At 71.4% G+C, this 26,650-nt stretch carries 20 protein-coding genes; 17 read left to right on the top strand and 3 right to left on the bottom strand.

Features of this window, described 5'->3' with window-relative positions; all coding sequences use genetic code 11:
- Positions 1-28 precede the first annotated feature (28 nt).
- The 12 genes from B1H29_RS10005 to B1H29_RS09950 all read left to right on the top strand — a co-directional run bounded on the left by B1H29_RS10005 (position 29) and on the right by B1H29_RS09950 (position 15,958).
- Positions 29-5,506 carry a HAMP domain-containing protein gene (locus B1H29_RS10005; protein WP_079160133.1) on the top strand — a complete coding sequence of 1,826 codons (5,478 nt, stop codon included), beginning with the start codon at positions 29-31 and terminating at the stop codon, positions 5,504-5,506.
- Positions 5,507-5,900: 394 nt separating this feature from the next.
- Positions 5,901-6,575, top strand: coding sequence for a response regulator (locus tag B1H29_RS10000; RefSeq protein WP_055419912.1), 675 nt, complete (start codon positions 5,901-5,903; stop codon positions 6,573-6,575).
- Positions 6,576-6,733: 158 nt separating this feature from the next.
- Complete coding sequence (locus B1H29_RS09995) at positions 6,734-9,490, top strand: DNA translocase FtsK (RefSeq protein WP_199832388.1); 2,757 nt, start codon at positions 6,734-6,736, stop codon at positions 9,488-9,490.
- A gap of 250 nt (positions 9,491-9,740) precedes the next feature.
- Positions 9,741-10,616 carry a helix-turn-helix domain-containing protein gene (locus B1H29_RS09990; RefSeq protein ID WP_055419910.1) on the top strand — a complete coding sequence of 292 codons (876 nt, stop codon included), beginning with the start codon at positions 9,741-9,743 and terminating at the stop codon, positions 10,614-10,616.
- 91 nt (positions 10,617-10,707) lie between these two features.
- Positions 10,708-12,189: a 30S ribosomal protein S12 methylthiotransferase RimO gene (gene rimO / locus B1H29_RS09985; RefSeq protein WP_055419909.1), complete on the top strand. Its 1,482-nt coding sequence runs from the start codon at positions 10,708-10,710 to the stop codon at positions 12,187-12,189.
- Positions 12,186-13,004 carry a CDP-diacylglycerol--glycerol-3-phosphate 3-phosphatidyltransferase gene (gene pgsA, locus B1H29_RS09980; RefSeq protein WP_055419908.1) on the top strand — a complete coding sequence of 273 codons (819 nt, stop codon included), beginning with the start codon at positions 12,186-12,188 and terminating at the stop codon, positions 13,002-13,004. The genes rimO and pgsA overlap by 4 nt, the downstream gene beginning before the upstream one ends.
- A complete protein-coding gene (locus B1H29_RS09975; RefSeq protein WP_055419907.1) occupies positions 13,001-13,546 on the top strand; it encodes a CinA family protein in 546 nt (181 codons plus the stop codon). Before pgsA ends, B1H29_RS09975 begins: the two co-directional genes overlap by 4 nt.
- A gap of 109 nt (positions 13,547-13,655) precedes the next feature.
- Complete coding sequence (locus B1H29_RS09970; RefSeq protein WP_053137999.1) at positions 13,656-14,036, top strand: helix-turn-helix domain-containing protein; 381 nt, start codon at positions 13,656-13,658, stop codon at positions 14,034-14,036.
- Positions 14,037-14,243: 207 nt separating this feature from the next.
- Complete coding sequence (locus tag B1H29_RS09965; protein ID WP_055419906.1) at positions 14,244-14,714, top strand: Dps family protein; 471 nt, start codon at positions 14,244-14,246, stop codon at positions 14,712-14,714.
- A gap of 7 nt (positions 14,715-14,721) precedes the next feature.
- A complete protein-coding gene (locus B1H29_RS09960; RefSeq protein ID WP_079160132.1) occupies positions 14,722-15,033 on the top strand; it encodes a hypothetical protein in 312 nt (103 codons plus the stop codon).
- Positions 15,034-15,092: 59 nt separating this feature from the next.
- On the top strand, positions 15,093-15,473 hold the full coding sequence (locus B1H29_RS09955) for an ArsR/SmtB family transcription factor (protein WP_055419905.1): 381 nt from the start codon (positions 15,093-15,095) through the stop codon (positions 15,471-15,473).
- The gene (locus tag B1H29_RS09950; RefSeq protein ID WP_055419904.1) at positions 15,473-15,958 is read left to right on the top strand and encodes an SRPBCC family protein; all 486 of its coding nucleotides are present in this window, start codon (positions 15,473-15,475) and stop codon (positions 15,956-15,958) included. Before B1H29_RS09955 ends, B1H29_RS09950 begins: the two co-directional genes overlap by 1 nt.
- A 66-nt stretch (positions 15,959-16,024) precedes the next feature.
- Here B1H29_RS09950 and B1H29_RS09945 read toward each other — a convergent pair whose 3' ends face one another.
- Together B1H29_RS09945 and B1H29_RS09940 are read right to left on the bottom strand one after the other, a co-directional pair.
- A complete protein-coding gene (locus tag B1H29_RS09945; RefSeq protein ID WP_055419903.1) occupies positions 16,025-16,864 on the bottom strand; it encodes an Fpg/Nei family DNA glycosylase in 840 nt (279 codons plus the stop codon).
- A gap of 18 nt (positions 16,865-16,882) precedes the next feature.
- Positions 16,883-21,859 carry an ATP-dependent helicase gene (locus B1H29_RS09940; RefSeq protein ID WP_055419902.1) on the bottom strand — a complete coding sequence of 1,659 codons (4,977 nt, stop codon included), beginning with the start codon at positions 21,857-21,859 and terminating at the stop codon, positions 16,883-16,885.
- Positions 21,860-21,956: 97 nt separating this feature from the next.
- Here B1H29_RS09940 and B1H29_RS09935 point away from each other — a divergent pair, with 97 nt between their 5' ends.
- Genes B1H29_RS09935 through B1H29_RS09925 form a run of 3 tightly spaced genes read left to right on the top strand, consistent with a single transcriptional unit; the run spans position 21,957 to position 23,871 of the window.
- Positions 21,957-22,823, top strand: a complete 867-nt coding sequence (locus B1H29_RS09935; protein ID WP_055419901.1) for an AraC family transcriptional regulator — start codon at positions 21,957-21,959, stop codon at positions 22,821-22,823.
- Positions 22,820-23,566, top strand: a complete 747-nt coding sequence (locus B1H29_RS09930; protein ID WP_055419900.1) for an AzlC family ABC transporter permease — start codon at positions 22,820-22,822, stop codon at positions 23,564-23,566. Before B1H29_RS09935 ends, B1H29_RS09930 begins: the two co-directional genes overlap by 4 nt.
- Positions 23,563-23,871 (top strand): AzlD domain-containing protein, encoded by a 309-nt coding sequence (locus tag B1H29_RS09925; protein WP_055419899.1) that lies wholly within the window; start codon positions 23,563-23,565, stop codon positions 23,869-23,871. The genes B1H29_RS09930 and B1H29_RS09925 overlap by 4 nt, the downstream gene beginning before the upstream one ends.
- A gap of 6 nt (positions 23,872-23,877) precedes the next feature.
- Here B1H29_RS09925 and B1H29_RS09920 read toward each other — a convergent pair whose 3' ends face one another.
- Positions 23,878-24,819 (bottom strand): hypothetical protein, encoded by a 942-nt coding sequence (locus B1H29_RS09920; RefSeq protein ID WP_055419898.1) that lies wholly within the window; start codon positions 24,817-24,819, stop codon positions 23,878-23,880.
- 80 nt (positions 24,820-24,899) lie between these two features.
- On the opposite strand from B1H29_RS09920, the gene B1H29_RS09915 reads away from it, so the two are divergent.
- Positions 24,900-25,094 carry a DUF3046 domain-containing protein gene (locus B1H29_RS09915; RefSeq protein WP_055419897.1) on the top strand — a complete coding sequence of 65 codons (195 nt, stop codon included), beginning with the start codon at positions 24,900-24,902 and terminating at the stop codon, positions 25,092-25,094.
- 60 nt (positions 25,095-25,154) lie between these two features.
- Entirely contained in the window at positions 25,155-26,435 is a 1,281-nt protein-coding gene (locus B1H29_RS09910) for an AI-2E family transporter (RefSeq protein ID WP_199832387.1), read from the top strand.
- Positions 26,436-26,650 lie beyond the last annotated feature (215 nt).

Below are 26,650 nucleotides of genomic sequence, written 5' to 3'. Positions count from 1 at the left end.
AACGGTCGACCCCTGCGGGAGGGACACAGTGGAGTCTGGCGCAGCGACGCGGGGCACTAAGGCGCGCGCGAAAGGCGGACAGTCCCTGAGTAACCAGGGCAAAACGCGGGGCGGAACCACGACCGTGGACACGGCCGCGCTGAATCGGCTGCTGACGGCCCTCGTCGCCATGCGGGAGGGCAACTTCCGTAAACGGCTCACGGTGTCCGGCGACGGCGTGATGGCGGAGATCGCGGCGGTCTTCAACGAGGTCGCCGACCGAAATCTCCACCTCACGGGTGAGCTGGCCCGGGTACGGCGCATGGTCGGTCGTGAGGGAAAACTCACGGAGCGGCTGGAGACGGGTGCCTGCGAGGGGTCCTGGGCGACCGCGATCGACAACTCGAACGCGCTCGTGGACGACCTCGTGCGGCCCGTCTCCGAGGTCAGCCGGGTGCTGTCGGCGGTGGCGGACGGTGACCTGTCGCCGCGTATGGAGCTGCGGACGCAGACGGCGGAGGGCGCCGGGCATCCGCTGCGCGGTGAGTTCCTGAAGGTCGGGCGGACCGTGAACAACCTGGTCGACCAGTTGTCGACGTTCACGGACGAGGTCACCCGGGTGGCCAGCGAGGTCGGTACCGAGGGCAAACTGGGCGGCCAGGCGCAGGTGCGCGGCATGTCCGGCTCGTGGAAGGACCTGACGGACTCCGTCAACACGATGGCGTACCGGCTCACCGCGCAGGTGCGGGACATCGCGCTGGTGACGACGGCGGTGGCCAAGGGGGATCTGTCCCGGAAGGTCACGGTTCACGTGGCCGGCGAGATGCTGGAGCTGAAGAACACCGTCAACACGATGGTGGACCAGCTCTCCGCGTTCTCCTCCGAGGTGACGCGCGTCGCCCGGGAGGTGGGCACCGAGGGGGCCCTGGGCGGACAGGCCCAGGTGCCGGGCGTGGCCGGGGTGTGGAAGGAGCTCACCGACTCCGTCAACACCATGGCCGGGAACCTGACGGCCCAGGTGCGTGAGATCTCCCATGTGACGACGGCGGTCGCCAACGGTGACCTGTCGAAGAAGGTGACGGTGCCGGCCCGCGGGGAGGTCGCGCAGCTCGCCGAGACGATCAACCAGATGACCGAGACGCTGCGCATCTTCGCGGACGAGGTCACGCGCGTCGCCAACGAGACCGGCGGCGAGGGGCAGCTCGGCGGCCAGGCGAACGTGCCGGGCGCGGCGGGGATCTGGAAGGACCTGACGGACTCCGTCAACACCGTCTTCCGGAACCTGACCACTCAGGTGCGCGACATCGCCGCGGTGACGACGGCGGTGGCCAGCGGTGACCTGTCGCAGAAGGTCACGGTGGACGTGGCCGGTGAGATGCTCGAGCTGAAGAACACCGTGAACACGATGGTGGACCAGTTGTCGAGCTTCGGTGCCGAGGTCACGCGTGTGGCTCGTGAGGTCGGGGTCGAGGGTGAGCTGGGCGGTCAGGCCCAGGTGCCGGGTGCGGCGGGTACGTGGAAGGACCTCACGGACTCCGTCAACACGGCGTTCCGGAACCTCACCGGACAGGTGCGCAACATCGCACAGGTGACGACGGCGGTGGCCAACGGCGACCTGTCGCAGAAGGTCACGGTGGACGTCTCCGGTGAGATGCTCCAGCTCAAGAACACCGTGAACACGATGGTGGACCAGCTTTCCAGCTTCGCCGACCAGGTGACCCGGATGGCCCGGGACGTGGGCACGGAGGGCCGCCTCGGCGGTCAGGCGCGCGTCGACGGGGTGTCGGGGACCTGGAAGGAGCTGACGGACTCCGTCAACTTCATGGCGGGCAATCTGACCTCCCAGGTGCGGCAGATCGCCCAGGTGACGACGGCCGTGGCGCGGGGTGACCTGTCGCAGAAGATCGACGTCGACGCCCGCGGCGAGATCCTGGAGCTGAAGAACACCATCAACACGATGGTCGACCAGCTCTCCGCCTTCGCCGAGCAGGTCACCCGGGTCGCCCGCGAGGTGGGCACGGAGGGCCGCCTCGGCGGTCAGGCCCAGGTGCCCGGCGTCGCCGGTGTGTGGCGCGATCTGACCGACTCCGTGAACGGCATGGCCGGGAACCTGACCGCGCAGGTGCGCAACATCGCGCAGGTCGCGACGGCGGTGGCCCGCGGTGACCTGTCCCAGAAGATCACCGTGGACGCGCGCGGGGAGATCCTGGAGCTGAAGAACACCCTGAACACGATGGTGGACCAGTTGTCGTCGTTCGCCCAGGAGGTCACCAGGGTGGCCCGTGAGGTGGGCACCGAGGGCATCCTCGGCGGCCAGGCGGAGGTGCAGGGGGTCTCCGGCACCTGGAAGGACCTCACGCAGTCCGTGAACGGCATGGCCAACAACCTGACCATGCAGGTGCGCAACATCGCCGAGGTCACGACCGCCGTGGCCAAGGGCGACCTGTCGAAGAAGATCACCGTCGACGCCAAGGGCGAGATCCTCGAGCTCGTCACCACCGTCAACACGATGGTGGACCAGTTGTCGTCCTTCGCCGAGCAGGTCACGCGCGTGGCCCGTGAGGTGGGCACGGAGGGCATCCTCGGTGGTCAGGCGCACGTGCCCGGTGTCGTGGGCATCTGGAAGGACCTCAGCGACAACGTCAACCTGATGGCGAAGAACCTCACCGTCCAGGTGCGGAACATCTCCCAGGTGGCCGCGGCCGTCGCCAACGGCGACCTGACGCGGACGGTGACGATCGAGGCGCGCGGCGAGGTCGCACAGCTCGCCGACACGTTCAACACCATGGTGAAGACGCTGAGCTCGTTCGCCGACCAGGTCACCAAGGTGGCCCGCGAGGTGGGCACGGACGGCATTCTCGGCGGTCAGGCGCACGTGCCCGGTGTGGCCGGCACCTGGAAGGACCTCACCGAGTCGGTGAACCAGATGGCGTCCAACCTGACCGGTCAGGTGCGCAACATCGCCATGGTCACCACGGCCATCGCCAAGGGCGACCTGACCAAGAAGATCGACATCGACGCGCGCGGCGAGATCCTGGAGCTGAAGACGACCATCAACACGATGGTCGACCAGTTGTCCTCCTTCGCCGAGGAGGTCACCCGCGTGGCCCGTGAGGTGGGCACGGAGGGGCAGCTCGGCGGTCAGGCGCGCGTGCGCGACGTCGACGGCACCTGGCGGGACCTGACGGAGTCCGTGAACGAGATGGCCGGGAACCTCACCCGGCAGGTGCGTGCCATCGCGCGTGTGGCCACCGCGGTGACGCGCGGCGACCTGAATCTCAAGATCGACGTGGACGCCTCCGGGGAGATCTCCGAGCTCCAGGACTACATCAACAAGATGATCGCCAACCTGCGCGACACCACGATCGCCAACAAGGAGCAGGACTGGCTCAAGGGCAATCTGGCCCGGATCTCCGCGCTGATGCAGGGCCGCCGGGACCTCCAGGACGTGGCCTCGCTGATCATGAGCGAGCTCACTCCGGTGGTCTCCGCGCAGCACGGGGCGTTCTTCCTCGCCATGCCGCATGTCGACGGTCAGGAGCAGGCCGGCGCCGACGAGGAGGAGTACGAGCTGCGCATGCTCGGTTCGTACGGCTATTCGATGGGCTCCATGCCCACGTCCTTCCGGCCGGGCGAGGCGCTGGTCGGCACGGCCGCCCAGGAGAAGCGCACGATCCTGGTGGAGAACGCGCCGAGTGGCTATCTGAAGATCTCCTCCGGGCTCGGTGAGGCTCCGCCCGCCCAGGTGATCGTCCTGCCGGTGCTGTTCGAGGGGCAGGTGCTCGGCGTCATCGAGCTGGCGTCCTTCACCCCGTTCACGCAGATCCAGAAGGACTTCCTCAACCAGATCGCCGAGATGATCGCGACCAGCGTCAACACCATCTCCGTCAACACCAAGACGGAGGTGCTGCTGAAGCAGTCGCAGGAGCTGACCGAGCAACTGCGGGACCGGTCGGAGGAGTTGGAGCAGCGGCAGAAGGCGCTGCAGTCGTCCAACGCCGAACTGGAGGAGAAGGCCGAGCTGCTGGCGCAGCAGAACCGCGACATCGAGGTGAAGAACACCGAGATCGAGGAGGCGCGGCAGGTCCTGGAGGAGCGCGCGGAGCAGCTCGCGGTCTCGATGCGCTACAAGAGCGAGTTCCTGGCCAACATGTCGCACGAGCTGCGTACGCCGCTCAACTCGCTGCTGATCCTGGCCAAGCTGCTCGCCGACAACGCCGACGCGAACCTGTCCCCGAAGCAGGTCGAGTTCGCCGAGACGATCCACGGCGCCGGCTCCGACCTGCTCCAGCTCATCAACGACATCCTCGACCTGTCGAAGGTGGAGGCGGGCAAGATGGACGTCTCCCCGACGCGCATCGCGCTCGTCCAGCTCGTCGACTACGTGGAGGCCACCTTCCGGCCGCTGACCGCGGAGAAGGGCCTGGACCTGTCGGTGCGGGTGTCGCCGGAGCTGCCCGCCACGCTGCACACCGACGAGCAGCGGCTCCTCCAGGTGTTGCGCAACCTGCTGTCCAACGCGGTGAAGTTCACCGATTCGGGGGCGGTCGAGCTGGTCATCCGGCCGGCCCGGGACGACGTCCCGCAGGCCATCCGGGAGCAGTTGCTGGAGGCCGGTTCGATGACCGACCCGGACGCGGACCTGATCGCGTTCTCCGTGAGCGATACCGGCATCGGGATCGCGGCGAGCAAGATGCGGGTGATCTTCGAGGCGTTCAAGCAGGCCGACGGCACCACCAGCCGCAAGTACGGCGGTACGGGTCTGGGACTGTCCATCTCGCGGGAGATCGCGCAGTTGCTGGGCGGCGAGATCCACGCGCAGAGCGAGCCGGGGCGCGGGTCGACGTTCACGCTCTACCTGCCGCTGCACCCGAGCGAGCTGCCCGCGCACGGCTACCAGCAGCCGCTTCCGGCCCTGGAGCCCGGTGGGGTGCTCGCCTCTCCGGGCGCGCTGACCGAGCTGTCGGGGGCGCAGACCGAACCGCCGGCCGAGGTGACGTCGTACCAGGACTCGCAGAACGGTGCCGCGGCGCTGTTCCGGCGCCGCCGCAGGGCGGCCGCGGAGACCGAGGCCCGGGACCGGCTCGCGGCGCAGGAGCAGCGGTCGGCCGCCGAACAGGAGGAGACGCCGCCGAACCGGGGGATCCGGTTCGGCGGGCAGAAGGTGCTGATCGTCGACGACGACATCCGCAACGTCTTCGCGCTCACCAGCGTCCTGGAGCAGCACGGCCTTTCCGTGCTGTACGCCGAGAACGGACGCGAGGGCATCGAGGTCCTGGAGCAGCACGAGGACGTGGCGGTCGTTCTGATGGACATCATGATGCCCGAGATGGACGGGTACGCCACGACCACGGCGATCCGCCGGATGCCCCAGTTCGCCGGTCTGCCGATCATCGCGCTGACCGCGAAGGCGATGAAGGGCGACCGGGAGAAGGCGATCGAGTCGGGCGCGTCCGACTACGTGACGAAGCCGGTCGACCCCGATCACCTGCTGACGGTGATGCAGCAGTGGATGCGGCAGGAGTGAGGAGTAGGTTCGGACGGGCACCGGACGGTACGTTCGGGCGGCGTGCCCTCGGTACGTACGGGCACCGTCCGCGCGGCACGTCCGGGCAGTGTGCGAATGTGGAGTGCACGCACGTGGCGGGAACCTTCGGCGTTCACGCGGAGTTGCTGACTCAGTGTGCCCGAAGCCGTGTAGAAGTGCGGGATTCGGGGAACCTTCTGATCTCCCGCTGCGTTTCTGCTACGTGCACAGTGACATCGCGGTGACAGGGTGTGGCGACGGGCGGGGTGCGGCTACGATGACCGGCACAAGGACGGGCGGCGCAAGGGAGTCGTCCCCTGGGGCGGCGCCCGCCGGTGCTGCCCCAAGTCCTGCGGACAGGGGAGGCCCCACGCCGGGGCGAGGAGGGCGGGCCATGGTGCAGAAGGCCAAGATCCTCCTGGTCGATGACCGGCCGGAGAATCTGCTGGCGCTGGAGGCGATCCTCTCGGCGCTCGATCAGACGCTGGTGCGGGCATCGTCCGGGGAGGAAGCGCTCAAAGCACTGCTCACGGACGACTTCGCGGTCATTCTGCTGGACGTCCAGATGCCGGGCATGGACGGATTCGAAACCGCCGCGCACATCAAGCGGCGGGAGCGGACCCGGGACATCCCGATCATCTTCCTCACCGCGATCAACCACGGCCCGCACCACACCTTCCGGGGGTACGCGGCGGGCGCGGTGGACTACATCTCCAAGCCGTTCGACCCCTGGGTGCTGCGCGCCAAGGTCTCCGTCTTCGTCGAGCTGTACATGAAGAACTGCCAGCTCCGTGAGCAGGCGGCGCTGCTGCGGCTCCAGTTGGAGGGCGGCGGCAAGGCGACGGCCGGCGAGACCAAGGAGCCGGCGGGGCTGCTCGCCGAGCTGTCGGCGCGGCTGGCTGCCGTGGAGGAGCAGGCCGAGGCGCTCTCCAAGCAGCTCGGCGACGAGTCGACGGACGCGGCCGCGGTGGCGACGGCGGCCCATCTGGAACGCAAGCTCACCGGACTGCGTCGGGCTCTGGACGCCCTGGAGCCGGGGACGTCCGGAGGACAGGCCACGGTCAACTGAGCTCCGAAGGCGGGCCGAGTCTCGGTGGGGCCCGCCCGTGAGGACATGTCAGCGTCTGTACCGCGGGCGTCAGTTCCGGTCACTCGCGCCGACGACACGAACGGGTGAAGCGGTAGGCACACGTGTCGACCGCCGTCTCCCCCGGTAACCTCACACCTATGGCCTCACGTCCCTCCGCAGCCAAGAAGCAGCCCGCGAAGAAGGCGGCCGCTCCCGCGAAGGCTCCGGCGAAGAAGGCCGCTGCGAAGAGGGCGCCCGCGAAGAAGGCGCCCGCCAGGAAGGCCGCGGCGAAGAAGCCCGCGCCCGCACCGGCACCCAGCCCCACCGGAGGCGTCTACCGGCTTGTACGCGCCCTCTGGCTGGGTGTCGCGCACGCCGTCGGTGCCGTCTTCCGCGGCATAGGGCAGGGCGCGAAGAACCTCGACCCGGCGCACCGCAAGGACGGCGTCGCGCTGCTGCTGCTAGGCATGGCGCTGATCGTCGCCGCGGGCACCTGGGCCGACCTCAAGGGCCCCGTCGGCGACCTCGTCGAGATCCTGGTGACCGGTGCCTTCGGGCGGCTGGACCTGCTGGTGCCCATCCTGCTCGGCGCCATCGCCGTGCGGCTGATCCGGCACCCCGAGAAACCCGAGGCCAACGGCCGGATCGTGATCGGCCTGTCCGCACTCGTCATCGGCGTCCTCGGCCAGGTGCACATCGCCTGCGGCTCACCGGCCCGCGGCGACGGCATGCAGGCCATAAGGGACGCCGGCGGCCTCATCGGCTGGGGCGCGGCGACCCCGTTGTCGTACACGATGACCGACGTCCTGGCCGTGCCGCTGCTGGTGCTGCTGACGGTCTTCGGGCTGCTGGTCGTCACGGCCACCCCGGTCAACGCCGTCCCGCAGCGGCTGCGGCTGCTGGGTGTCCGGCTCGGGCTCGTACGTGATCCGGAGGCGGAGGCCGACGCGTTCGGCGCGGACGACGAACGCTACGAGGAGCAGTGGCGCGAGGCGCTGCCGGCGAAGGCCCGCAGGCGCGGGGGAGCGGCCGCGGAGCCGTACGACCCCGACGCGGTCGAGGAGGAGGCGTTCACCCGGCGTCGCGGCCGGCCCCGGCGGTCCGCCGTGTCGCAGCCCGAGATGAACCGGCCGATGGACGCCGTGGACGTCGCCACCGCGGCCGCCGCCGCGCTCGACGGCGCCGTGCTGCACGGCATGCCGCCCTCGCCCGTGGTCGCCGACCTCACCCAGGGCGTGAGTACGGGGGACCGCGAGTCGACGACGCCGACCCCGACGCCGGTGCCGGCCGCGCGCCCGCAGCCCGGGAAGCTCAAGCAGGGCAAGGCGCACAAGGACGACTCGGATCAGGGCACGGCGGTGGTCGCCGACCTCACCAAGACCCCGTTCCCCAAGGAGCGGGACCTGCCGCCGCGCGCCGAGCAGCTTCAGCTCTCCGGCGACATCACCTACTCCCTGCCGGCCCTCGACATGCTGACCCGCGGCGGCCCCGGCAAGGCGCGCAGCGCCGCCAACGACGCCATAGTCGCCTCGCTGACCACCGTCTTCACCGAGTTCAAGGTCGACGCCGCCGTCACCGGCTTCACCCGCGGGCCGACGGTCACGCGCTACGAGGTCGAGCTCGGTCCCGCCGTGAAGGTCGAGCGGATCACCGCACTGGCCAAGAACATCGCGTACGCCGTCGCCAGCCCCGACGTGCGGATCATCAGCCCGATCCCCGGCAAGTCCGCGGTCGGCATCGAGATCCCCAACACCGACCGGGAGATGGTCAACCTCGGCGACGTGCTGCGCCTCGCGGAGTCCGCGGAGGACGACGACCCGATGCTGGTCGCCTTCGGCAAGGACGTCGAGGGCGGTTACGTCATGCACTCGCTGGCGAAGATGCCGCACATGCTGGTCGCCGGCGCCACCGGCTCCGGCAAGTCGTCCTGCATCAACTGCCTGATCACCTCGATCATGATGCGGGCGACCCCCGAGGACGTCCGGATGATCCTGGTCGACCCCAAGCGCGTCGAGCTGACCGCGTACGAGGGCATCCCGCACCTGATCACCCCGATCATCACCAACCCGAAGCGGGCCGCGGAGGCGCTCCAGTGGGTCGTACGGGAGATGGACCTGCGCTACGACGACCTCGCGGCCTACGGCTACCGGCACATCGACGACTTCAACCGCGCGGTGCGCGAGGGCAAGGTCAAGCCGCCCGAGGGCAGTGAGCGCGAGCTCCAGCCGTACCCGTACCTGCTGGTGATCGTGGACGAGCTGGCGGACCTGATGATGGTGGCGCCGCGGGACGTCGAGGACGCCATCGTGCGGATCACGCAGCTCGCGCGGGCGGCCGGCATCCACCTGGTGCTCGCCACCCAGCGGCCGTCCGTGGACGTCGTCACCGGCCTGATCAAGGCCAACGTGCCCTCCCGCCTCGCCTTCGCCACGTCCTCCCTGGCCGACTCACGGGTCATCCTCGACCAGCCCGGTGCCGAGAAGCTGATCGGCAAGGGCGACGGCCTCTTCCTGCCGATGGGCGCCAACAAGCCGACCCGTATGCAGGGCGCGTTCGTGACCGAGGAGGAGGTCGCGGTCGTCGTCCAGCACTGCAAGGACCAGATGGCGCCGGTCTTCCGGGACGACGTCACGGTCGGCACCAAGCAGAAGAAGGAGATCGACGAGGACATCGGCGACGACCTCGACCTGCTCTGCCAGGCCGCCGAACTGGTCGTCTCCACGCAGTTCGGCTCGACCTCCATGCTGCAGCGCAAGCTGCGCGTCGGCTTCGCCAAGGCCGGTCGGCTGATGGACCTGATGGAGTCGCGGAGCATCGTCGGGCCGAGCGAGGGATCGAAGGCTCGTGACGTTCTTGTGAAGCCTGACGAGCTGGACGGCGTGCTCGCGCTGATCCGGGGGGAGTCTGAAGGGTAGGGAACGGTACGCGAGGGGATCCTTCGACGGAGGGCCGCGGCGATCGTGACTCACCCGTTAGGGATCATTGAGCAACCGTTCCCCCCTCGCGTACGTCAAGTTGAGGGAAATGACAAACAGGCAGTCCACCATCGGGACGCGAGGCCATTCCGATGGCGTACAAAGTCCCGTCGCCCGGTTGCCCCACCCGTTTGCAGCCCCCCTAAACTGAACGTCCAGCACAGGCGGCTAACGCTCGAAAGGCGCCCCCGTGTCCAACGGCAACTCCCCTGAAGACGAGCGTCCGATCGAAGACGTGTCCCAAGACGTTTCCGAAGACCGTTCTGAAGACGTTTCCGAGGAAGCCCGCCCCTCCATCGGCCGCGCACTGCAGCAGGCGCGGATCGCCGCCGGGCTGACCGTCGACGACATCACCACCGCCACCCGCGTCCGGATCGCCATCGTGCACGCCATCGAGGCGGACGACTTCACGCCCTGCGGCGGCGACGTCTACGCGCGCGGTCACATCAGGACCCTGGCCAAGGCCGTCGGGCTCGACCCGGCCGCACTGCTCGCGCAGTTCGACGCCGACCACGGCGGACGCCCCGCGCCGACACCCGCCGCGCCCCTGTTCGAGGCGGAACGCATCCGTCCCGAGCGGCGCGGACCCAACTGGACCGCCGCCATGGTCGCCGCGATCGTCGCGGTGATCGGCTTCGTCGGCTTCACCTTCGTCAAGGGGGGCGACGACGGAGGCAACGAGGTGAGCGTCGCCGAGGGCTCCCAGCCGTCGGCCGGCGAGTCCGCCTCGCCGAGCGCCAAGCCGAAGAAGCCCGCCGACCCGAAGCCCGACCCGACCGACAGCGCCATCGCCGCCGCTCCGCGGGACAAGGTGACGGTCAAGATCAGCGCCACCGACGACCCGAGCTGGATCTCCGTGAAGGACCACAACGGCCGGCTGCTCTTCGACGGCCTGCTCAAGCAGGGTGACTCCAAGACCTTCCAGGACAACGAGAAGGTCGACCTCGTCCTCGGCAACGCGGGCGCGATCCAGCTCTACGTCAACGGCAAGAAGATCGAGGACGACTTCCAGCCGGGCTCCGTGGAGCGCCTGACGTACACGAAGGGCGACCCGCAGGTCGGATAGGGCGCGGAAGGCGCCGACGCGGACGGGGTTGTCCAAGATCGGGCAACCCCGTCGACGTGGGGTGTCGGCGGGACGAAGTAGTCTTGAGCCCATGCCTGAAAGCCGTACCGTCGCACTCGTCACTCTTGGCTGCGCCCGCAACGAGGTGGACTCGGAGGAGCTCGCAGGCCGTCTGGAGGCGGACGGCTGGAAGCTCGTCGATGACGCCGAGGAAGCGGACGTCGCCGTCGTGAACACGTGCGGCTTCGTCGAGGCCGCCAAGAAGGACTCCGTGGACGCCCTCCTGGAGGCCAACGACCTCAAGGGGCACGGCAGAACGCAGGCCGTGGTGGCGGTGGGCTGCATGGCCGAGCGGTACGGCAAGGAGCTCGCCGAGGCGCTTCCCGAGGCCGACGGTGTACTCGGCTTCGACGACTACACCGACATCTCCGACCGCCTGCAGACCATCCTGAACGGCGGCATCCACGCCGCCCACACCCCGCGCGACCGGCGCAAGCTGCTGCCGATCAGCCCCGCCGAGCGCCAGGAGGCCGGTGCCTCCGTCGCCCTGCCGGGGCACGGCCCGACCGACCTCCCCGAGGGCGTCGCCCCGGCCTCCGGGCCCCGCGCGCCCCTGCGCCGCCGCCTGGACGGCTCCCCGGTCGCCTCGGTGAAGCTGGCCTCCGGCTGCGACCGGCGCTGCTCCTTCTGCGCCATCCCGTCCTTCCGCGGCTCCTTCATCTCGCGCCGCCCGAGCGACGTGCTGAACGAGACCCGGTGGCTGGCCGAGCAGGGCGTCAAGGAGATCATGCTGGTCTCCGAGAACAACACCTCCTACGGCAAGGACCTCGGCGACATCCGCCTGCTGGAGTCGCTGCTGCCGAACCTCGCCGACGTCGACGGCATCGAGCGTGTGCGCGTCAGCTACCTCCAGCCGGCCGAGATGCGCCCCGGTCTCATCGACGTACTGACCTCCACCCCGAAGGTCACGCCCTACTTCGACCTCTCCTTCCAGCACTCCGCGCCGAACGTGCTGCGCGCGATGCGCCGCTTCGGCGACACGGACCGCTTCCTGGAACTGCTGGACACCATCCGGAGCAAGGCTCCCGAGGCCGGCGTGCGCTCCAACTTCATCGTGGGCTTCCCCGGCGAGTCCGAGTCGGACCTCGCCGAGTTGGAGCGGTTCCTGACCCACGCGCGGCTGGACGCCATCGGGGTCTTCGGATACTCGGACGAGGAGGGCACCGAGGCGGCGACCTACGGCGACAAGCTGGACGAGGACATCGTCGCCGAGCGACTGGCACGCGTGTCCCGCCTGGCCGAGGAACTCGTCTCGCAGCGGGCCGAGGAGCGCGTCGGCGCGACCGTGCGCGTGCTCGTCGAGTCCGTGGAGTCCGTCGACGAGGGGGACGGCGTGCGCGGCCGCGCGGAGCACCAGGCGCCGGAGACGGACGGCCAGGTGGTGCTCACGAGCGGCGAAGGCATGAGTGTCGGTCGTATGGTCGACGCGAAGGTGGTCGGTACGGAGGGTGTCGACCTGGTGGCCGAACCGCTGCTGGAGTCGCCCGAGTGGAGTGAGGAGGCCGGCAGATGACCGGAGTCCCGGCGTCCGCTGCGGGCGGCTCCTCCGGCGCGCGCAGGGCCGGCCCCCGCGGTGCCACTGGCGCGGCGCAGGAACCGACGGAGCGTACGCCTTCCAGGGGTGCGGCGGACAAGGGTGCGGCCGAGCGGGGTGCGGCCGAGCGGGTTACGGCCGAGCGGGGTGCGACCGAGGGCGGTGCCACCGGGCGCGGCGGCAAGATCGCGGCCGCCGCCGTCAACCAGGCCAGCGTGTGGAACGTCGCCAACCTGCTGACGATGCTCCGGCTGCTCCTCGTGCCGGCCTTCGTCGCGCTGATGCTCGGCAACGGCGGGTACGACCCGGCCTGGCGCTCGTTCGCCTGGGCGGCCTTCGCCGTAGCCATGATCACGGACCTCTTCGACGGCCACCTGGCGCGCGCCTACAACCTCGTCACCGACTTCGGGAAGATCGCGGACCCCATCGCCGACAAGGCGATCATGGGGGCTGCGCTCGTCTGTCTGTCCGCACTGGGCGATCTGCCGTGGTGGGTGACGGCCGTCATCCTCGGCCGGGAACTCGGGATCACCGTCCTGCGTTTCGTGGTCATCCGGTACGGAGTCATCCCGGCGAGCCGGGGCGGCAAACTCAAGACCCTCACCCAGGGCATCGCCGTCGGCATGTACGTCCTGGCACTGACGGGGCCCTTGGCCACCCTGAGGTTCTGGGTGATGGCGGCGGCGGTTGTCCTGACCGTGGCGACCGGACTGGACTATGTGAAGCAGGCCATTGTGCTGCGCCGTCAAGGAATTGCCGAGCGCCGTGCGGCGTTGAAGGAGACGGAAGGTTGAGTTCCACGGCCGCCGACGTGGTGCGACTACTCACCGTCAGGGGCGAGACCCTGGCGGTCGCCGAGTCGCTGACCGGCGGAATGGTGGCGGCCGCCATCACCGCGGTTCCCGGCGCGTCCAAGGCCTTCCGGGGATCGGTGACCGCCTACGCGACGGAGCTGAAGCGGGAACTGCTCGGCGTCGATGCCGGGTTGCTCACGGCGCGTGGAGCGGTGGATCCGCAGGTCGCCGCCCGGATGGCGGCAGGCGTGCGCAAGGCGCTGGGCGCCGACTGGGGCATAGCGACGACGGGCGTCGCGGGCCCGGACGCCCAGGACGGACAGCCCGTCGGGACGGTCTTCGTGGCCGTCGACGGGCCCTTCGGAGCAGACGACCCTTCCGCCCGTGGCGGAAAAGTGGAGGCGCTGCGGTTGAACGGCGACCGCGCGGAAATTCGTATGGAGAGTGTACGGAGCGTACTCGCACTCCTTTTGAGGGAGCTTGCGGGCGAACAGACCGGGAATGAGCGGGCACAGGATACGGAACGGAACGGGGGGTTTTGATGTTTGCAGCCCTGAGTGAACACGACATCGCTCCCCGCACGGCCGCGGCGCGAGGCGGTACGGTGGGGCGTGAAGGATGCGGTTACACGGTCCGAGGAGGGAGCCACCGATGATTCTGCTCCGTCGCCTACTGGGTGACGTGCTGCGTCGGCAGCGCCAACGCCAGGGCCGTACTCTGCGCGAAGTCTCCTCCTCCGCCCGAGTCTCACTCGGCTATCTCTCCGAGGTGGAGCGGGGGCAGAAGGAGGCTTCTTCCGAGCTGCTCTCCGCCATCTGCGACGCGCTGGACGTACGGATGTCCGAGCTCATGCGGGAAGTGAGCGACGAACTCGCCCTCGCCGAACTGGCCCAGTCCGCTGCGGCCACGTCCAGCGAGACCGTGCCGGCACCGGTGCGCCCGATGCTGGGTTCCGTGTCGGTGACCGGTGTGCCACCGGAACGGGTGACCATCAAGGCGCCCGCCGAGGCAGTGGACGTCGTCGCCGCCTGACCGTCGAGAACGTGTGCGTGTGAGGCCCCGGCCGGGGCTTCTCCGGGAGGTCCCGGAGAGGTGCGGTCGGGGTTTTTGCGTACGCGGGTGGTGCCGGGCGCGGGTGGTGGGGCGTGCCCGGCGACTGGTTCGTCCGGTTTGCCGGTCCCCGGTGGTGCGGTCATCGTGGAGGGACATGGCCGGGGGAGCCGACCGACGGAGGTGCGGATGTACGTCGTGAAGAGCTCGTTGTCCGACGCGAACCTGAAGACCGTGTCCGAGGCGTTGCAAGGCGCCCTCGTCGATCTGGTGGACCTGGCCCTGGTGGCGAAGCAGATCCACTGGAACGTGGTCGGTCCGCGCTTCCGTTCCGTACACCTTCAGCTCGACGAACTCGTCGGCACCGCACGCACGCACTCCGACACCGTGGCGGAGCGCGCCTCGGCGCTCGGCGTGTCCCCGGACGGGCGCGCCGCGACGGTGGCCGTCGGCAGCGGTATCGGCGTGACTCCGGAAGGCTGGGTCGACGACACCACCGCGGTGCAGACGATCGTGGACGCCCTGGGCGCGGTGATCGGGCGGATGCGGGAGCGGATCACCGCGACCGGGGACGCGGACCCGGTGAGCCAGGACATCTTCATCCAGGTCACGGCCGATCTGGAGAAACAGCACTGGATGTTCCAAGCCGAAAACGGATGACGCGGGGATGGCGTCGGCGCGGACTGCTCGTCGGGCGGCCGCGCTGAGGCTCGGTGCGCTGGCGCTCGGTGCGCTGTGGTGGTGGGCCGTGCTGCGCCTGGCCCTGGAGCCCGGCGCGGGGGTGCTCGAAGGGGCGGTCGCGGTCGGCGGCTGGGGGCTGAGCGTGCTGCCGGTGCACTGTGTGCCCAGACGCCGGGCCGCCGGGGCCGTGGGTGCGGGGCGGTGGCGGTGCGCCCTGCGCGGGGCCCGGGGTGCGTCGCCCCCGTCGCGGTGCCGGTCGGCGGTGGGCCTCGGCCCGCCCGGATCGGGCGGGCCGTGAGGTGGCGGCCGACGTGCGTTGCTTTACAAGGGGGCGTGACCCGGATAACGTACAACCAAATGGTTGTAGATGGATTCCCCGAAGTAGCCGAAGAGGGTGTGGACCGCTTGTTCCACGCCCTGGCCGACACGACGCGCCGCGACATCGTGCGTCGCTGTGTACGGGGCGACCTGTCGGTGTCTCGACTGGCCGAGGCCTATCCGATGAGCTTCGCCGCGGTACAGAAGCACGTCGCGGTTCTGGAGCGGGCAGGTCTGGTGGTCAAGCAGCGCCGCGGACGGGAGCAGCTCGTGCGCACCGACCCCGACGCCGTGGGCCGCGCCCGGCAGGCACTGGACGCACTGGAGGCGGCCTGGCGTGGCCGGGTGGACCGCATGTCCCACCTGCTCGCCCAGGAGGCGGACTCCGATACGCACGACCCGACAGAAGGACAGATCTGATGAGTGTCACCAGCTTGGACAAGGATCTCGACAACCTGACCCTCACCCTGGTCGCCGACTTCGCCGCGCCCGTCGAGCGGGTGTGGCGGTTGTGGTCCGACCCGCGGCAACTGGAGCGCTGGTGGGGCCCGCCGACCTACCCGGCGACGGTGGAGGAGCACGACCTGACCCCCGGCGGCGACGTCACGTACTTCATGACCGGCCCGGAGGGGGACAAGCACCGCGGGTGGTGGCGGATCACCTCGGTCGACGCGCCGACGTCCCTGGAGTTCACCGACGGATTCGCCGACGCGGACGGGGCCCCGAGCGCCGACATGCCGACGACCTCGACCCGGGTGACGCTCACCGAGCGGGACGGCGGCACCCGCATGGAGATGCGCTCCGCCTTCGACACCCGGGAACAGATGGACCAGCTCACGAAGATGGGGATGGAGGAAGGGCTGCGCGAGGCGGTCGGCCAGATGGACGGCGTGCTCGCCGGCTGAGCTCGCCGGCTCAGCGCGTTGGCCCGGTCGGTCGGCCGAGCTCGCCTGCTCGGCTTGTCGGCCGGGTCAGCCAGGCTCGCGCCGCGGCCCGGTACCGGCCTGGCGGCGTGGGCGCGGCGCGGGACCGGGCTGGCAGGCCGGGCACCAGTATGTGGGGCGCTCGCGGGAGCCGTCGCCCTGGTTCGCCACGCGGACCGACGTGCCGCAGCGCAGGCAGGGGCGGGGCGCGCGGCCGTACACGAACAGGTCATGACCGCGCAGGCCCGTCGTACGGCGGACCGGGCGGCCGCGGTTGGCTTCCAGGAGCTTCTTCGCGAGTGCGGGCAGCTTCACGGCGTGTGCGGCGGGCAGCTCCCCGACGGGGAGCCACGGAGTGACGCCGAGCAGGAAGCAGAGCTCGCACTTGTAGACGTTCCCGATACCGGCGAGGTTGCGCTGGTCGAGCAGGGCCTCACCGAGCGGGCGGGCGGGGTCCGCGCGCAGGTTGGCCAGGGCCTGCTCCGGGTCCCAGTCCGGGCCCAGCAGGTCCGGGCCGAGATGGCCGACGGCGCGCTCCTCGTCGGCGGTGCGGAGGATTTCCAGCACCGGCAGGCGGTAGCCGACGGCGGTGCGGTCGGCGGTGCCGAGGATCACCCGGATCTGGTGCGCCGGGCCGCCGCTCCAGCGCTGACCGGCCGCGAACACCTTCCAGGACCCGTCCATCCGCAGGTGCGAGTGCACCGTCAGGCCGCCCTCGACCCGGGTGAGCAGGTGTTTGCCGCGCGGTGTGACGTCCAGCACCGTCCGGCCGGTCAGGTCGGCCGTGGCGTGCCGGGGCACGCGGAAGTCGCTGCGGGTCAGCACCTTGCCCGCGAGGGCGTCGTGCAGCCGTCGTGCGGCCTGCCAGACCGTGTCTCCTTCGGGCATGGGTCAAGGGTGACAGGCTCAGGCTCTGATGCGCAGGCCGCGCGGGGTGGCGATGAAACCCGCTTCCTCCAGGAGCGGGCCGAACGGGGACGTCAGGGCCGCCGCGCCGTTGACCCGCTCCACCGTGACCGTGCCGAGCGAACCGGCGCGGGCGGCCGAGGCGAGCGCCTCCGCGGCCGCCCGCAGACGGGGGTCGTCGGTGGGCAGGCCGTCCGGGACGGAGGGCCAGAGCAGGAGTGTTTTGCCGCCGCGCTCCATGTACAGCGCAGGTTCGCCCTCGACGAGTACCACCAGGGAGCCCGCCTTGCGGCCCGGCTTGTGCGTGGCACCGGCCGGGGGCTCGGGCCAGCCGAGGGCCGCGCCGTAGGCGTTGGCCGGATCGGCGGCGGCCAGGACGACGGCCCGTGGACCGGTCAAGGAGCGGCCGCGACTGCCGGGGAATCCGGTGTCGTACGAGGCGTGCGAACCACCGAAGCCGCCGTGCGCGCCGCCCCCGCGCGGCCCGCCGGCTCCCGGCTCGGCGTAGTTGCGGGGGGAGACGTGGTCCCCCCGGGAGGACGGAAGGTGCTGACGCGCCGCGAAGACGCCGCCGGGTTGCTCCGGCGCGTCGGCGTCCCCATCGCCGCCGGACGGGAAGTCGTCGAAGGGGGAGCCGCCGGAGACCAGGTCGCCCGGGCCGCCGGAGCCGTCGGGTGAGAAGTCCGCTTCGAGGCCGCCGCCGGTGAGGTCCGGCCGCCCCGGTGGAGCCTCGCCGCGCTCCCGGGCGTTCGAGACCGCGCGCAACCGGTCCACGGCACCCTCCATGGCGAACTGCGCCGCGCCCAGCCCTTCCACGACATAGCCGCGCCGCGCCTGTCCGCTCTCCTCGAAGGCGGCCAGGATGCGGTACACCGCGGAGAAGCCGCCTTCGACGCCCTCGGCGGCGACGGCGCCGCGGGTCACCACGCCGTGCCGGTCCAGGAGCGTGCGGGCCAGGGCATGGGCACGCACCGTGGTGTCGGCCTCGCGTGCGGGGAGCAGGGACCAGCGGCCCGCGACGGTCGGCGGGCCGGTGCGGGAGGCGGTGCGGGCGGCGGCCGTCAGCGAGCCGTAGCGTCCGCGTGGCACCGCGCGCTTGGCGCGGTGGGCGGTGGAGCCAGCGGTGCGGCCGGAGCCCAGCAGGGAGCGCAGGGGTGCGAGGGTGTCGTTCGTCAGACGTCCGGACCAGGTCAGGTCCCACAGGGCGTCGGCCAGATGCGGATCGGTGGCGTCCGGATGGGTGGTGGCGCGGACCTGGTCGGCGATCTGCCGGAAGAACAGGCCGTACCCGCCCGAGAGAGCGCTCAGGACGGATTCGTGAAGGGCGGTCGTCTCCAGGGGATGCGGAGGTGGCAGGAGCAGCGGGGCCGTGTCCGCCAGATGGAGGGAGACCCAGCCGTCCTTCCCCGGGAGCGAACCCGCTCCCGCCCACACCACCTCACCGGCGGCCGTGAGCTCGTCCAGCATCGCCGGGCTGTAGTTCGCCACCCGGGAGGGCAGGACCAGCTTCTCCAGGGCGGAGGCGGGCACGGACGCGCCCTGCAACTGCTCGACGGCGCGGACCAGCCCGTCGATGCCGCGCAGCGCGTGTCCCTTGCCGATGTGCTGCCACTGGGGGAGGAACTGGCCGAGCGCGGCCGGCGGCACGGGCTCCAGCTCGTGCCGCAGCGCCGCAAGGGAACGGCGGCGCAGCCGGCGCAGGACGGTCGCGTCACACCATTCCTGGCCGATGCCGGCCGGATGGAACTCGCCCTGCACGACCCGGCCCGCCGCCGCGAGCCGCTGCAGGGCGCCCTCGGTGACCGCGACGCCCAGGCCGAAGCGGGCCGCCGCGGTGACCGACGTGAAGGGACCGTGGGTGCGGGCATGGCGGGCGAGGAGGTCGCCGAGGGGGTCCTTGACCGGCTCGGTGAAGGCTTCGGGCACGCCCACGGGCAACGCCGTGCCCAGCGCGTCGCGCAGCCTGCCCGCGTCCTCGATCGCCGCCCAGTGGTCGGCGCCGGCGATGCGCACCTTGATCGCGCGGCGGGCGGCGGCCAGTTCCCGCGCCCACTGCGGTTCGGCGCCCCGCTCGGCCAGCTCGGCGTCCGTGAGCGGGCCGAGCATCCGCAGCCGGTCCGCCACTCCCTCCGGGTCCTTGACGCGGCGGTCCTCGGTGAGCCACTGCAGCTCGCGCTCCAGCTCGGTGAGCACCTCCGCGTCGAGCAGCTCGCGCAGCTCTGCCTGCCCGAGCAGCTCGGCCAGCAGCCGAGAGTCCAGGGAAAGGGCGGCGGCACGGCGCTCGGCGAGGGGCGAGTCGCCCTCGTACAGGAACTGGGCGACGTACCCGAAGAGCAGTGAGCGGGCGAACGGGGACGGCTCCGGGGTGGTCACCTCGACCAGGCGCACCTTGCGGGCTTCCAGGTCGCCCATCAGCTCGGTCAGGCCGGGCACGTCGAAGACGTCCTTGAGGCACTCGCGGACCGCCTCCAGGACGATCGGGAACGAGCCGTACTCGCTCGCCACCTCGAGTAGCTGCGCGGCGCGCTGGCGCTGCTGCCACAGGGGGGTGCGCTTGCCGGGGCTGCGCCGCGGGAGCAGCAGCGCACGGGCGGCGCACTCGCGGAAACGAGACGCGAACAAGGCCGAACCGCCCACCTGGTCGGTGACGACCCGGTCGACCTCGCCTTTGTCGAAGACGACGTCGGCCGCGCCGACGGGTGCCTGCTCGGCGTCGTACTCCAACCCGGGTTTCGACGGTTCCTGGTCGAGCAGGTCCAGGCCCATCAGGTCGGCGTCCGGCAGGCGCAGCACGATGCCGTCGTCGGCGTGCATGACCTGGGCGTCCATGCCGTACCGCTCGGACAGGCGGGCGCCGAGCGCGAGCGCCCAGGGGGCGTGCACCTGGGCGCCGAAGGGGGAGTGGACCACGACCCGCCAGTCGCCCAGCTCGTCCCGGAAACGCTCGACGACGATAGTGCGGTCGTCGGGGACGTGACCGCAGGCCTCGCGCTGCTCGTCGAGGTACGACAGGACGTTGTCCGCCGCCCAGGCGTCCAGGCCGGCGGTGACCAGGCGGAGCCGGGCGTCCTCCTTGGTGAGGGAGCCCACTTCGCGCAGGAACGCGCCCAGCGCGCGGCCCAGCTCCAGCGGTCGGCCGAGCTGGTCGCCCTTCCAGAACGGCAGCCGGCCCGGCACGCCCGGTGCGGGGGAGACCAGGACCCGGTCACGCGTGATGTCCTCGATCCGCCAGGAGCTGGTGCCGAGCGTGAAGACGTCCCCGACGCGTGACTCGTAGACCATCTCCTCGTCGAGCTCGCCGACCCGGCCGCCGCCCTTCTTCGGATCGGTGCCGGCGAGGAAGACGCCGAAGAGCCCGCGGTCGGGAATTGTGCCGCCGGAGGTGACCGCGAGGCGCTGCGCCCCCGGGCGGCCGGTGACCGTGCCGGCGACGCGGTCCCACACCACGCGGGGGCGCAGCTCGGCGAAGGCGTCGGACGGATAGCGGCCCGCGAGCATGTCGAGGACGGCCGTGAAGGCGGACTCCGGCAGCGAGGCGAAGGGCGCGGCGCGGCGGACGGTGGCGAGGAGGTCGTCGACCTGCCAGGTGTCCAGCGCGGTCATCGCCACGAGTTGCTGGGCCAGGACGTCCAGCGGGTTGGCGGGGACCCTGAGGGCCTCGATGGCGCCGCTGCGCATCCGCTCGGTGACCACGGCCGCCTGCACAAGGTCGCCGCGGTACTTGGGGAAGACCACGCCCGTGGACACGGCGCCGACCTGGTGTCCCGCGCGGCCGACGCGCTGGAGGCCGGAGGCGACGGAGGGCGGTGACTCGACCTGGACGACCAGGTCGACGGCGCCCATGTCGATGCCCAGCTCCAGACTGGAGGTGGCCACCACCGCGGGCAGGCGGCCCGCCTTGAGGTCCTCCTCGACGAGGGCGCGCTGCTCCTTGGACACCGAGCCGTGGTGGGCGCGGGCGATCACGGCAGGGGCGCCCTGGGCGGCTCCCGAACCGCCCATGAGCTCGGCGGGGGAGTGGTGCTCGTCCAGGGGCTCGCCGGTCGCCCGTTCGTACGCGATCTCGTTGAGCCTGTTGCACAGGCGCTCGGCCAGGCGCCGGGAGTTGGCGAAGACGATCGTGGAGCGGTGGGACTGGACGAGATCGGTGATCCGCTCCTCGACGTGCGGCCAGATCGACGGACGCTCCGCGCCCTCGTTGCCGTCCGCGACCGGGGAGCCGCCCAGCTCGCCCAGGTCCTCGACCGGTACGACGACGGACAGGTCGAACTCCTTGCCCGAGTCCGGCTGGACGATCTCGACCTTGCCGCGGGGTGCGAGGAATCGGGCGACCTCGTCCACCGGACGGACCGTCGCCGACAGGCCGATGCGACGGGCCGGCTTCGGCAGCAGCTCGTCCAGCCGCTCCAGGGTGAGCGCGAGATGGGCCCCGCGCTTGGTGCCCGCGACCGCGTGCACCTCGTCCAGGATCACCGTCTCGATGCCGGTCAGCGCATCGCGCGTGGCCGACGTCAGCATCAGGAACAGGGACTCCGGGGTGGTGATCAGGATGTCCGGCGGGCGGGTGGACAGGGCGCGGCGCTCGGCGGCCGGGGTGTCCCCGGAGCGGATGCCGACCTTGACCTCGGGCTCGGGCAGGCCGAGGCGTACGGATTCCTGGCGGATGCCGGTCAGCGGGCTGCGGAGATTGCGCTCGACGTCGACGGCCAGGGCCTTGAGCGGGGAGACGTACAGGACGCGGCAGCGCTTCTTGGGGTCGGCGGGCGGGGGCGTCGAGGCCAGTTGGTCCAGGGCGGCGAGGAAGGCGGCCAGCGTCTTGCCGGAGCCGGTGGGCGCGACCACCAGCACGTCCGAGCCCTCCGAGATGGCCTGCCACGCGCCCGTCTGCGCGGCGGTGGGCGCGGAGAAGGCCCCCGTGAACCAGCCGCGGGTCGCGGGGGAGAAGCCGTCCAGGGCTCGGTGTGCGGAGCTGACCATGGATCCATCGTGCACCCCGGCACTGACAATCGGCCTGAGCCGGACGGATGCCGGACGGCCGCTCCGGCGCCGTGAAGCCGTGGCGGAGAATGGGAGCATGGCGGCATCGAGCGAACGGGCACGGCACTGGCGGTACGCGGAGCTGCCCGACGTCGACCTGCTGCGGGCCCAGTACATACAGAAGACCTTCGTACGCCACACGCACGAGCAATTCGTCATCGCCGCCATCGCCGACGGAGTGGAGGTCTTCCACCACGGAGGAAGCGACCAGTACGCCGGGGCGGGATCGATCGCCCTGGTCAACCCGGACACGCCGCACACGGGCCGGGCCGGGGTGCCGGAGGGATGGCGGTACGAGGCGGTCTACCCGGCGCCCGAGCTCGTGGCCGGCATCGCGGCGGAGACGACCACGCTGCGCGGGACCCCGGGGTTCGTCCGGCCGGTGCTCGACGACCCCTACACCGTAGAGCTGGTGCACCGCGTGCTGCGGGCCGCCGACGAGGGGAACGCGCTCGCCGCCGACACCCTGCTCAGAGTGGCCGTGACCCGGCTCCTGCGGCTGAACGGCGGCCCGCTGCCGCGGCGCGAGGTACGGACGGCCGGAACCCGGATCGCGGCACGTGCGCGTGCCGTGCTGGAGGAGCGGATGGCCGACCCGCCAGGTCTGGAGCGGCTCGCCGGGGAGCTCGGGAGCAGTCCGTTCGCGCTGCTGCGCGCCTTCCGGGACGCCTACGGAATGCCGCCCCACACCTGGCTGACGGACGCCCGGGTGCGCCGGGCACGGCGGCTGCTGGACGCCGGTACGAAGCCGTCCGAGGCCGCCGTCGCCGTGGGGTTCACCGACCAGCCGCACCTGAACCGGCACTTCGCGCGGATGGTGGGTGTGCCGCCCGGCGCCTACCAGCGGGAGCGCAAGAACGTCCAAGACGCGCGGCGGCGGCTTCTCCTACCGTCCGAGGCGTGACAGAACAGACAGCCGTCCCCGACACGAGCGCCGTCGAGGACAAACCGGACGCCGCCGTCGTCCGGGACGCCCTCGGGGTCGGAGTCGCCGTCGGCCTCTCCGGGTTCGCCTTCGGGGTGACCTCGGCCGGCAGCGGACTGACACCCATGCAGACGTGCGCCCTCAGCCTCCTGGTGTTCACCGGGGCCTCCCAGTTCGCCCTCGTGGGGGCGCTCGCGGCCGGCGGCAACCCGATCACCGCCGCGGCGGGGGCCTTCTTCCTGGGCGTACGCAACGCCTTCTACGGGCTTCGGCTGTCGCAGTTGCTGGCCCTCCCGCGCGCGGTGCGGCCGTTCGCCGCGCAGTGGGTCATCGACGAGACGACGGCCGTGGCCCTCGCACAGCCCACGCGGCGCGGCGTCCGGATCGGGTTCACCGTCACCGGACTCACCCTGTACCTGCTGTGGAACCTCACCACGCTGCTCGGCGCGCTGGGCGCGGAGGCCATCGGGGACACCGACGCCTGGGGGCTGGACGCGGCCGGCCCCGCGGTCTTCCTGGCGCTGCTCGCGCCGATGCTGAAGACCACCACCGAGCGCGCGGCCGCCACCCTGGCCGTCCTTGTGGGGCTCGGCCTGCTGCCCGTGCTGCCCGCCGGTGTGCCCGTCCTGGTGGCCGCGCTGGCGGCACCGGTCGTCCTGTGGGCGCGGGGATGCCGCGGGAGCAGCGCCGTCGAGGACTCCGCGCGGGAGGGGGAACGTTGAGCGTCTGGATCGCCATCGGCGTGACCGCGGTCGGCTGCTACGCCGTCAAGCTCCTCGGGCTGCTGGTGCCCGCGGGCGCCCTGGAGCGGCCTGTGGTCCGGCGGCTCGCCGCCCTGCTGCCCGTCGCCCTCCTGGCCGCGCTCACCGCCCAGCAGACCTTCGCCGACGGGCAGGCACTCGTGCTGGACGCGCGGGCCGCTGGGGTCGCCGCGGCCGCCTTGGCGCTGGTGCTGCGCGCGCCCTTCCTGCTCGTCGTCGCGGCGGCCGTGGTGGTCACCGCGGGGGTACGGGCCATGGGCGGATGAGCCGGGTCAGCCGACCGGACGGCCGTACGCGCGCAGTGTGCGCAGGGCATCGAGCGTCACCCCGGGGCGCTCCTCCAGGGCGGGGGCGGGTGCCCACTGGCTCCGGCGGACGGGCCAGCCGCCGTCGTCCTCCTGCTGGGCCGAGAGGACGTCGAGGGAGCGGGCCATCTCCTCGTCCGTGAACCACGCGCGCGCGAGTGAGCGCGGATGCCTCGCGTAGTCATGGGGAAAGCGGTACTCGCCCGGGGAGACCGAGTACGCGCCGAGGTCGTCCGGGTCCAGCACCGCGAGGCGCTGCTCGCGCACCAGGCGGCCCAGCCGGTCGGCCGCCGCCTCCGCGCGCGGGCGGTCGGGGGCGGCGTCCAGGAAGGCCACGGCGGCCTCGACCTCGTACGGGTGCGAGGTCCCCAGAGACTCGACCGCCTGCCAGCAGAAGTCCGTGGCCCGGAACAGCCAGGCGTGCCAGACCTCGTTGCGGTGCAGCAGGCCGACCACCGGACCGGTGGCGAGGAGCTCGCCGGGCGGGTCGTCCACGACCGGCCCGAAGGGCGCGGCCGGATACCCCGGCCGGCCGGGACGGGCCGCCGGAAGGGCACCGTCCGCAGTGGACACGGAGGTCAGATAGCGGCACATCCGCTCCACGCGCTGTCCGCCGCAGCGCCCGACGGCGTCCAGCACGCGCAGGGCGTGCGCGGTGTGCGGCGGTCGGCTTCCCGGGCCGCGCAGACCGGGATCCAGCGCGTGGCCGTACCCGCCGTCCTCGTTGCGGTAGGCGTCCAGCGCGGTCTCCACCGGACCGGCGTCGCCACCGCGGAAGTGGTACGCGAAGAGGCGCTGCTCCAGTACGCGCGCGGTGAGCCAGACGAAGTGCTCCGCGCGCGCGAGCGGGGAGTGCGCGGCAGGAGCCGGGGGCGTCGGGGGGAGTGGGGAAGCTCCGTTTTCGGCCATGGTCAGACCGTAGGACGTGAAGCGGCCCCGGTACCCGGTCCCGGCACAGGGCCCACTCCCAGGGGCGGGATACTGGAGTCATGCGGTTGACGGTCTTCTGGGAGCGGATGACGGATCACTTCGGTCCGGGGTACGCCGACACCTTCGCGCGCGATCACGTGATGGCGGAGCTGGGCGGGCGTACGGTGCACGGGGCGCTGGACGCCGGATGGGACGCCAAGGACGTCTGGCGGGTGGTCTGCACCGTCATGAACGTGCCCCGGGAAAAGCGTTGACCGGTCACAAAGATCACCGGGCGGGACTCCGCTGTCGGTCGCGTGGGCGAGACTTGGTCCGTGGCACCCACTGACGAGACCGGGCAGGCGGCCCGGCAAGCATCCCCGACCGGCGCGACGCCGCCCACCGGCCCCCCGGACGACGAGGCCGGCGGCACCGCCGGAGCGGGTGCCCGCATGCCGCGCTGGCTGCCGCGCGCCATGGTGCTGGCGCTCTCGCTCATCGCCGTCTTCCAGCTCGGCAGTTGGGCGTTCCACCAGCTCACCGGCCTGCTGATCAACGTCCTCATCGCGTTCTTCCTGGCCCTCGCCATCGAACCCGCGGTGAGCTGGATGGCCGGGCACGGAATGCGCCGCGGGCTGGCCACCTTCCTTGTCTTCATCGCCGTGCTGATCGCCGCCGCGGGGTTCGTCACGCTGCTCGGTTCGATGCTCGCGGGCCAGATCGTCAAGATGGTCGAGGACTTCCCGGACTACCTCGACTCGGTCATCAACTGGGTCAACGGCCACTTCCACACCGAGCTGCGACGGGTCGACATCCAGGAAGGCCTGCTCCGTTCCGACTGGCTGCGCAACTACGTCCAGGACAGTGCCACGGGCGTCCTGGACGTGTCGGCCCAGGTCCTCGGCGGCCTCTTCCAGATGCTGACGGTTCTGCTGTTCTCCTTCTACTTCGCCGCCGACGGCCCCCGGCTGCGGCGCGGGCTCTGTTCCGTCCTGCCGCCCGCCCGGCAGGCCGAGGTCCTGCGCGCGTGGGAGATCGCCGTGGACAAGACCGGTGGTTACCTGTACTCGCGCGGTCTGATGGCGCTGATCTCCGGCATAGCGCACTACATCCTGCTGGAGATACTCGAGGTGCCCTACGCTCCCGCGCTCGCCGTGTGGGTGGGCCTGGTGTCGCAGTTCATCCCCACCATCGGTACCTATCTCGCGGGCGCCCTGCCCATGCTGATCGCCTTCACGGTCAACCCCTGGTACGCGCTGTGGGTACTGATCTTCGTGGTGGTCTACCAGCAGTTCGAGAACTACGTGCTGCAGCCCAAGCTGACCTCCAAGACCGTGGACATCCACCCGGCGGTCGCCTTCGGCTCGGTCGTCGCGGGCGCCGCCCTGCTGGGCGCCGTCGGCGCGCTGATCGCCATCCCGGCGATCGCCACGCTCCAGGCGTTCCTCGGTGCGTACGTCAAGCGCTACGACGTCACGGACGATCCGCGCGTCCACGGACGCCGGAACCGCCGGTCGGGGCCGGGGGCGCCCACACGCCTGCGCAAACTGTGGGCCCGGCGACCGGAGCCGGGACGCCCGGGCACGGAGGGTGCCTCAGGCGGCGGCTCCGCCTGAGGCCGCCTCAGCACGTCGGGCCGGCCCACAGGCCCGCGCCGCCGACGGCACCCGCGCAGCAGCACACCGCCACGGCCACGTCCCGCTGCCGAACGGTCTTGCTCCGGTGGGAGGGACAGCAGCCTGGCGAGCACCGGCAGTACCAGGACGCCGTGCAGGGCGACCCCCGTGCAAGGGCTTGAGGCCGGTCGAGCGGCACAGGTGCGGTACGGGGG

It is taken from the genome of Streptomyces pactum, assembly GCF_002005225.1.
Classification (GTDB): domain Bacteria; phylum Actinomycetota; class Actinomycetes; order Streptomycetales; family Streptomycetaceae; genus Streptomyces; species Streptomyces pactum_A.
The sequence above is the reverse complement of the archived record's forward strand: the minus strand, read 5'-3'. Positions and strand labels throughout refer to the sequence as shown.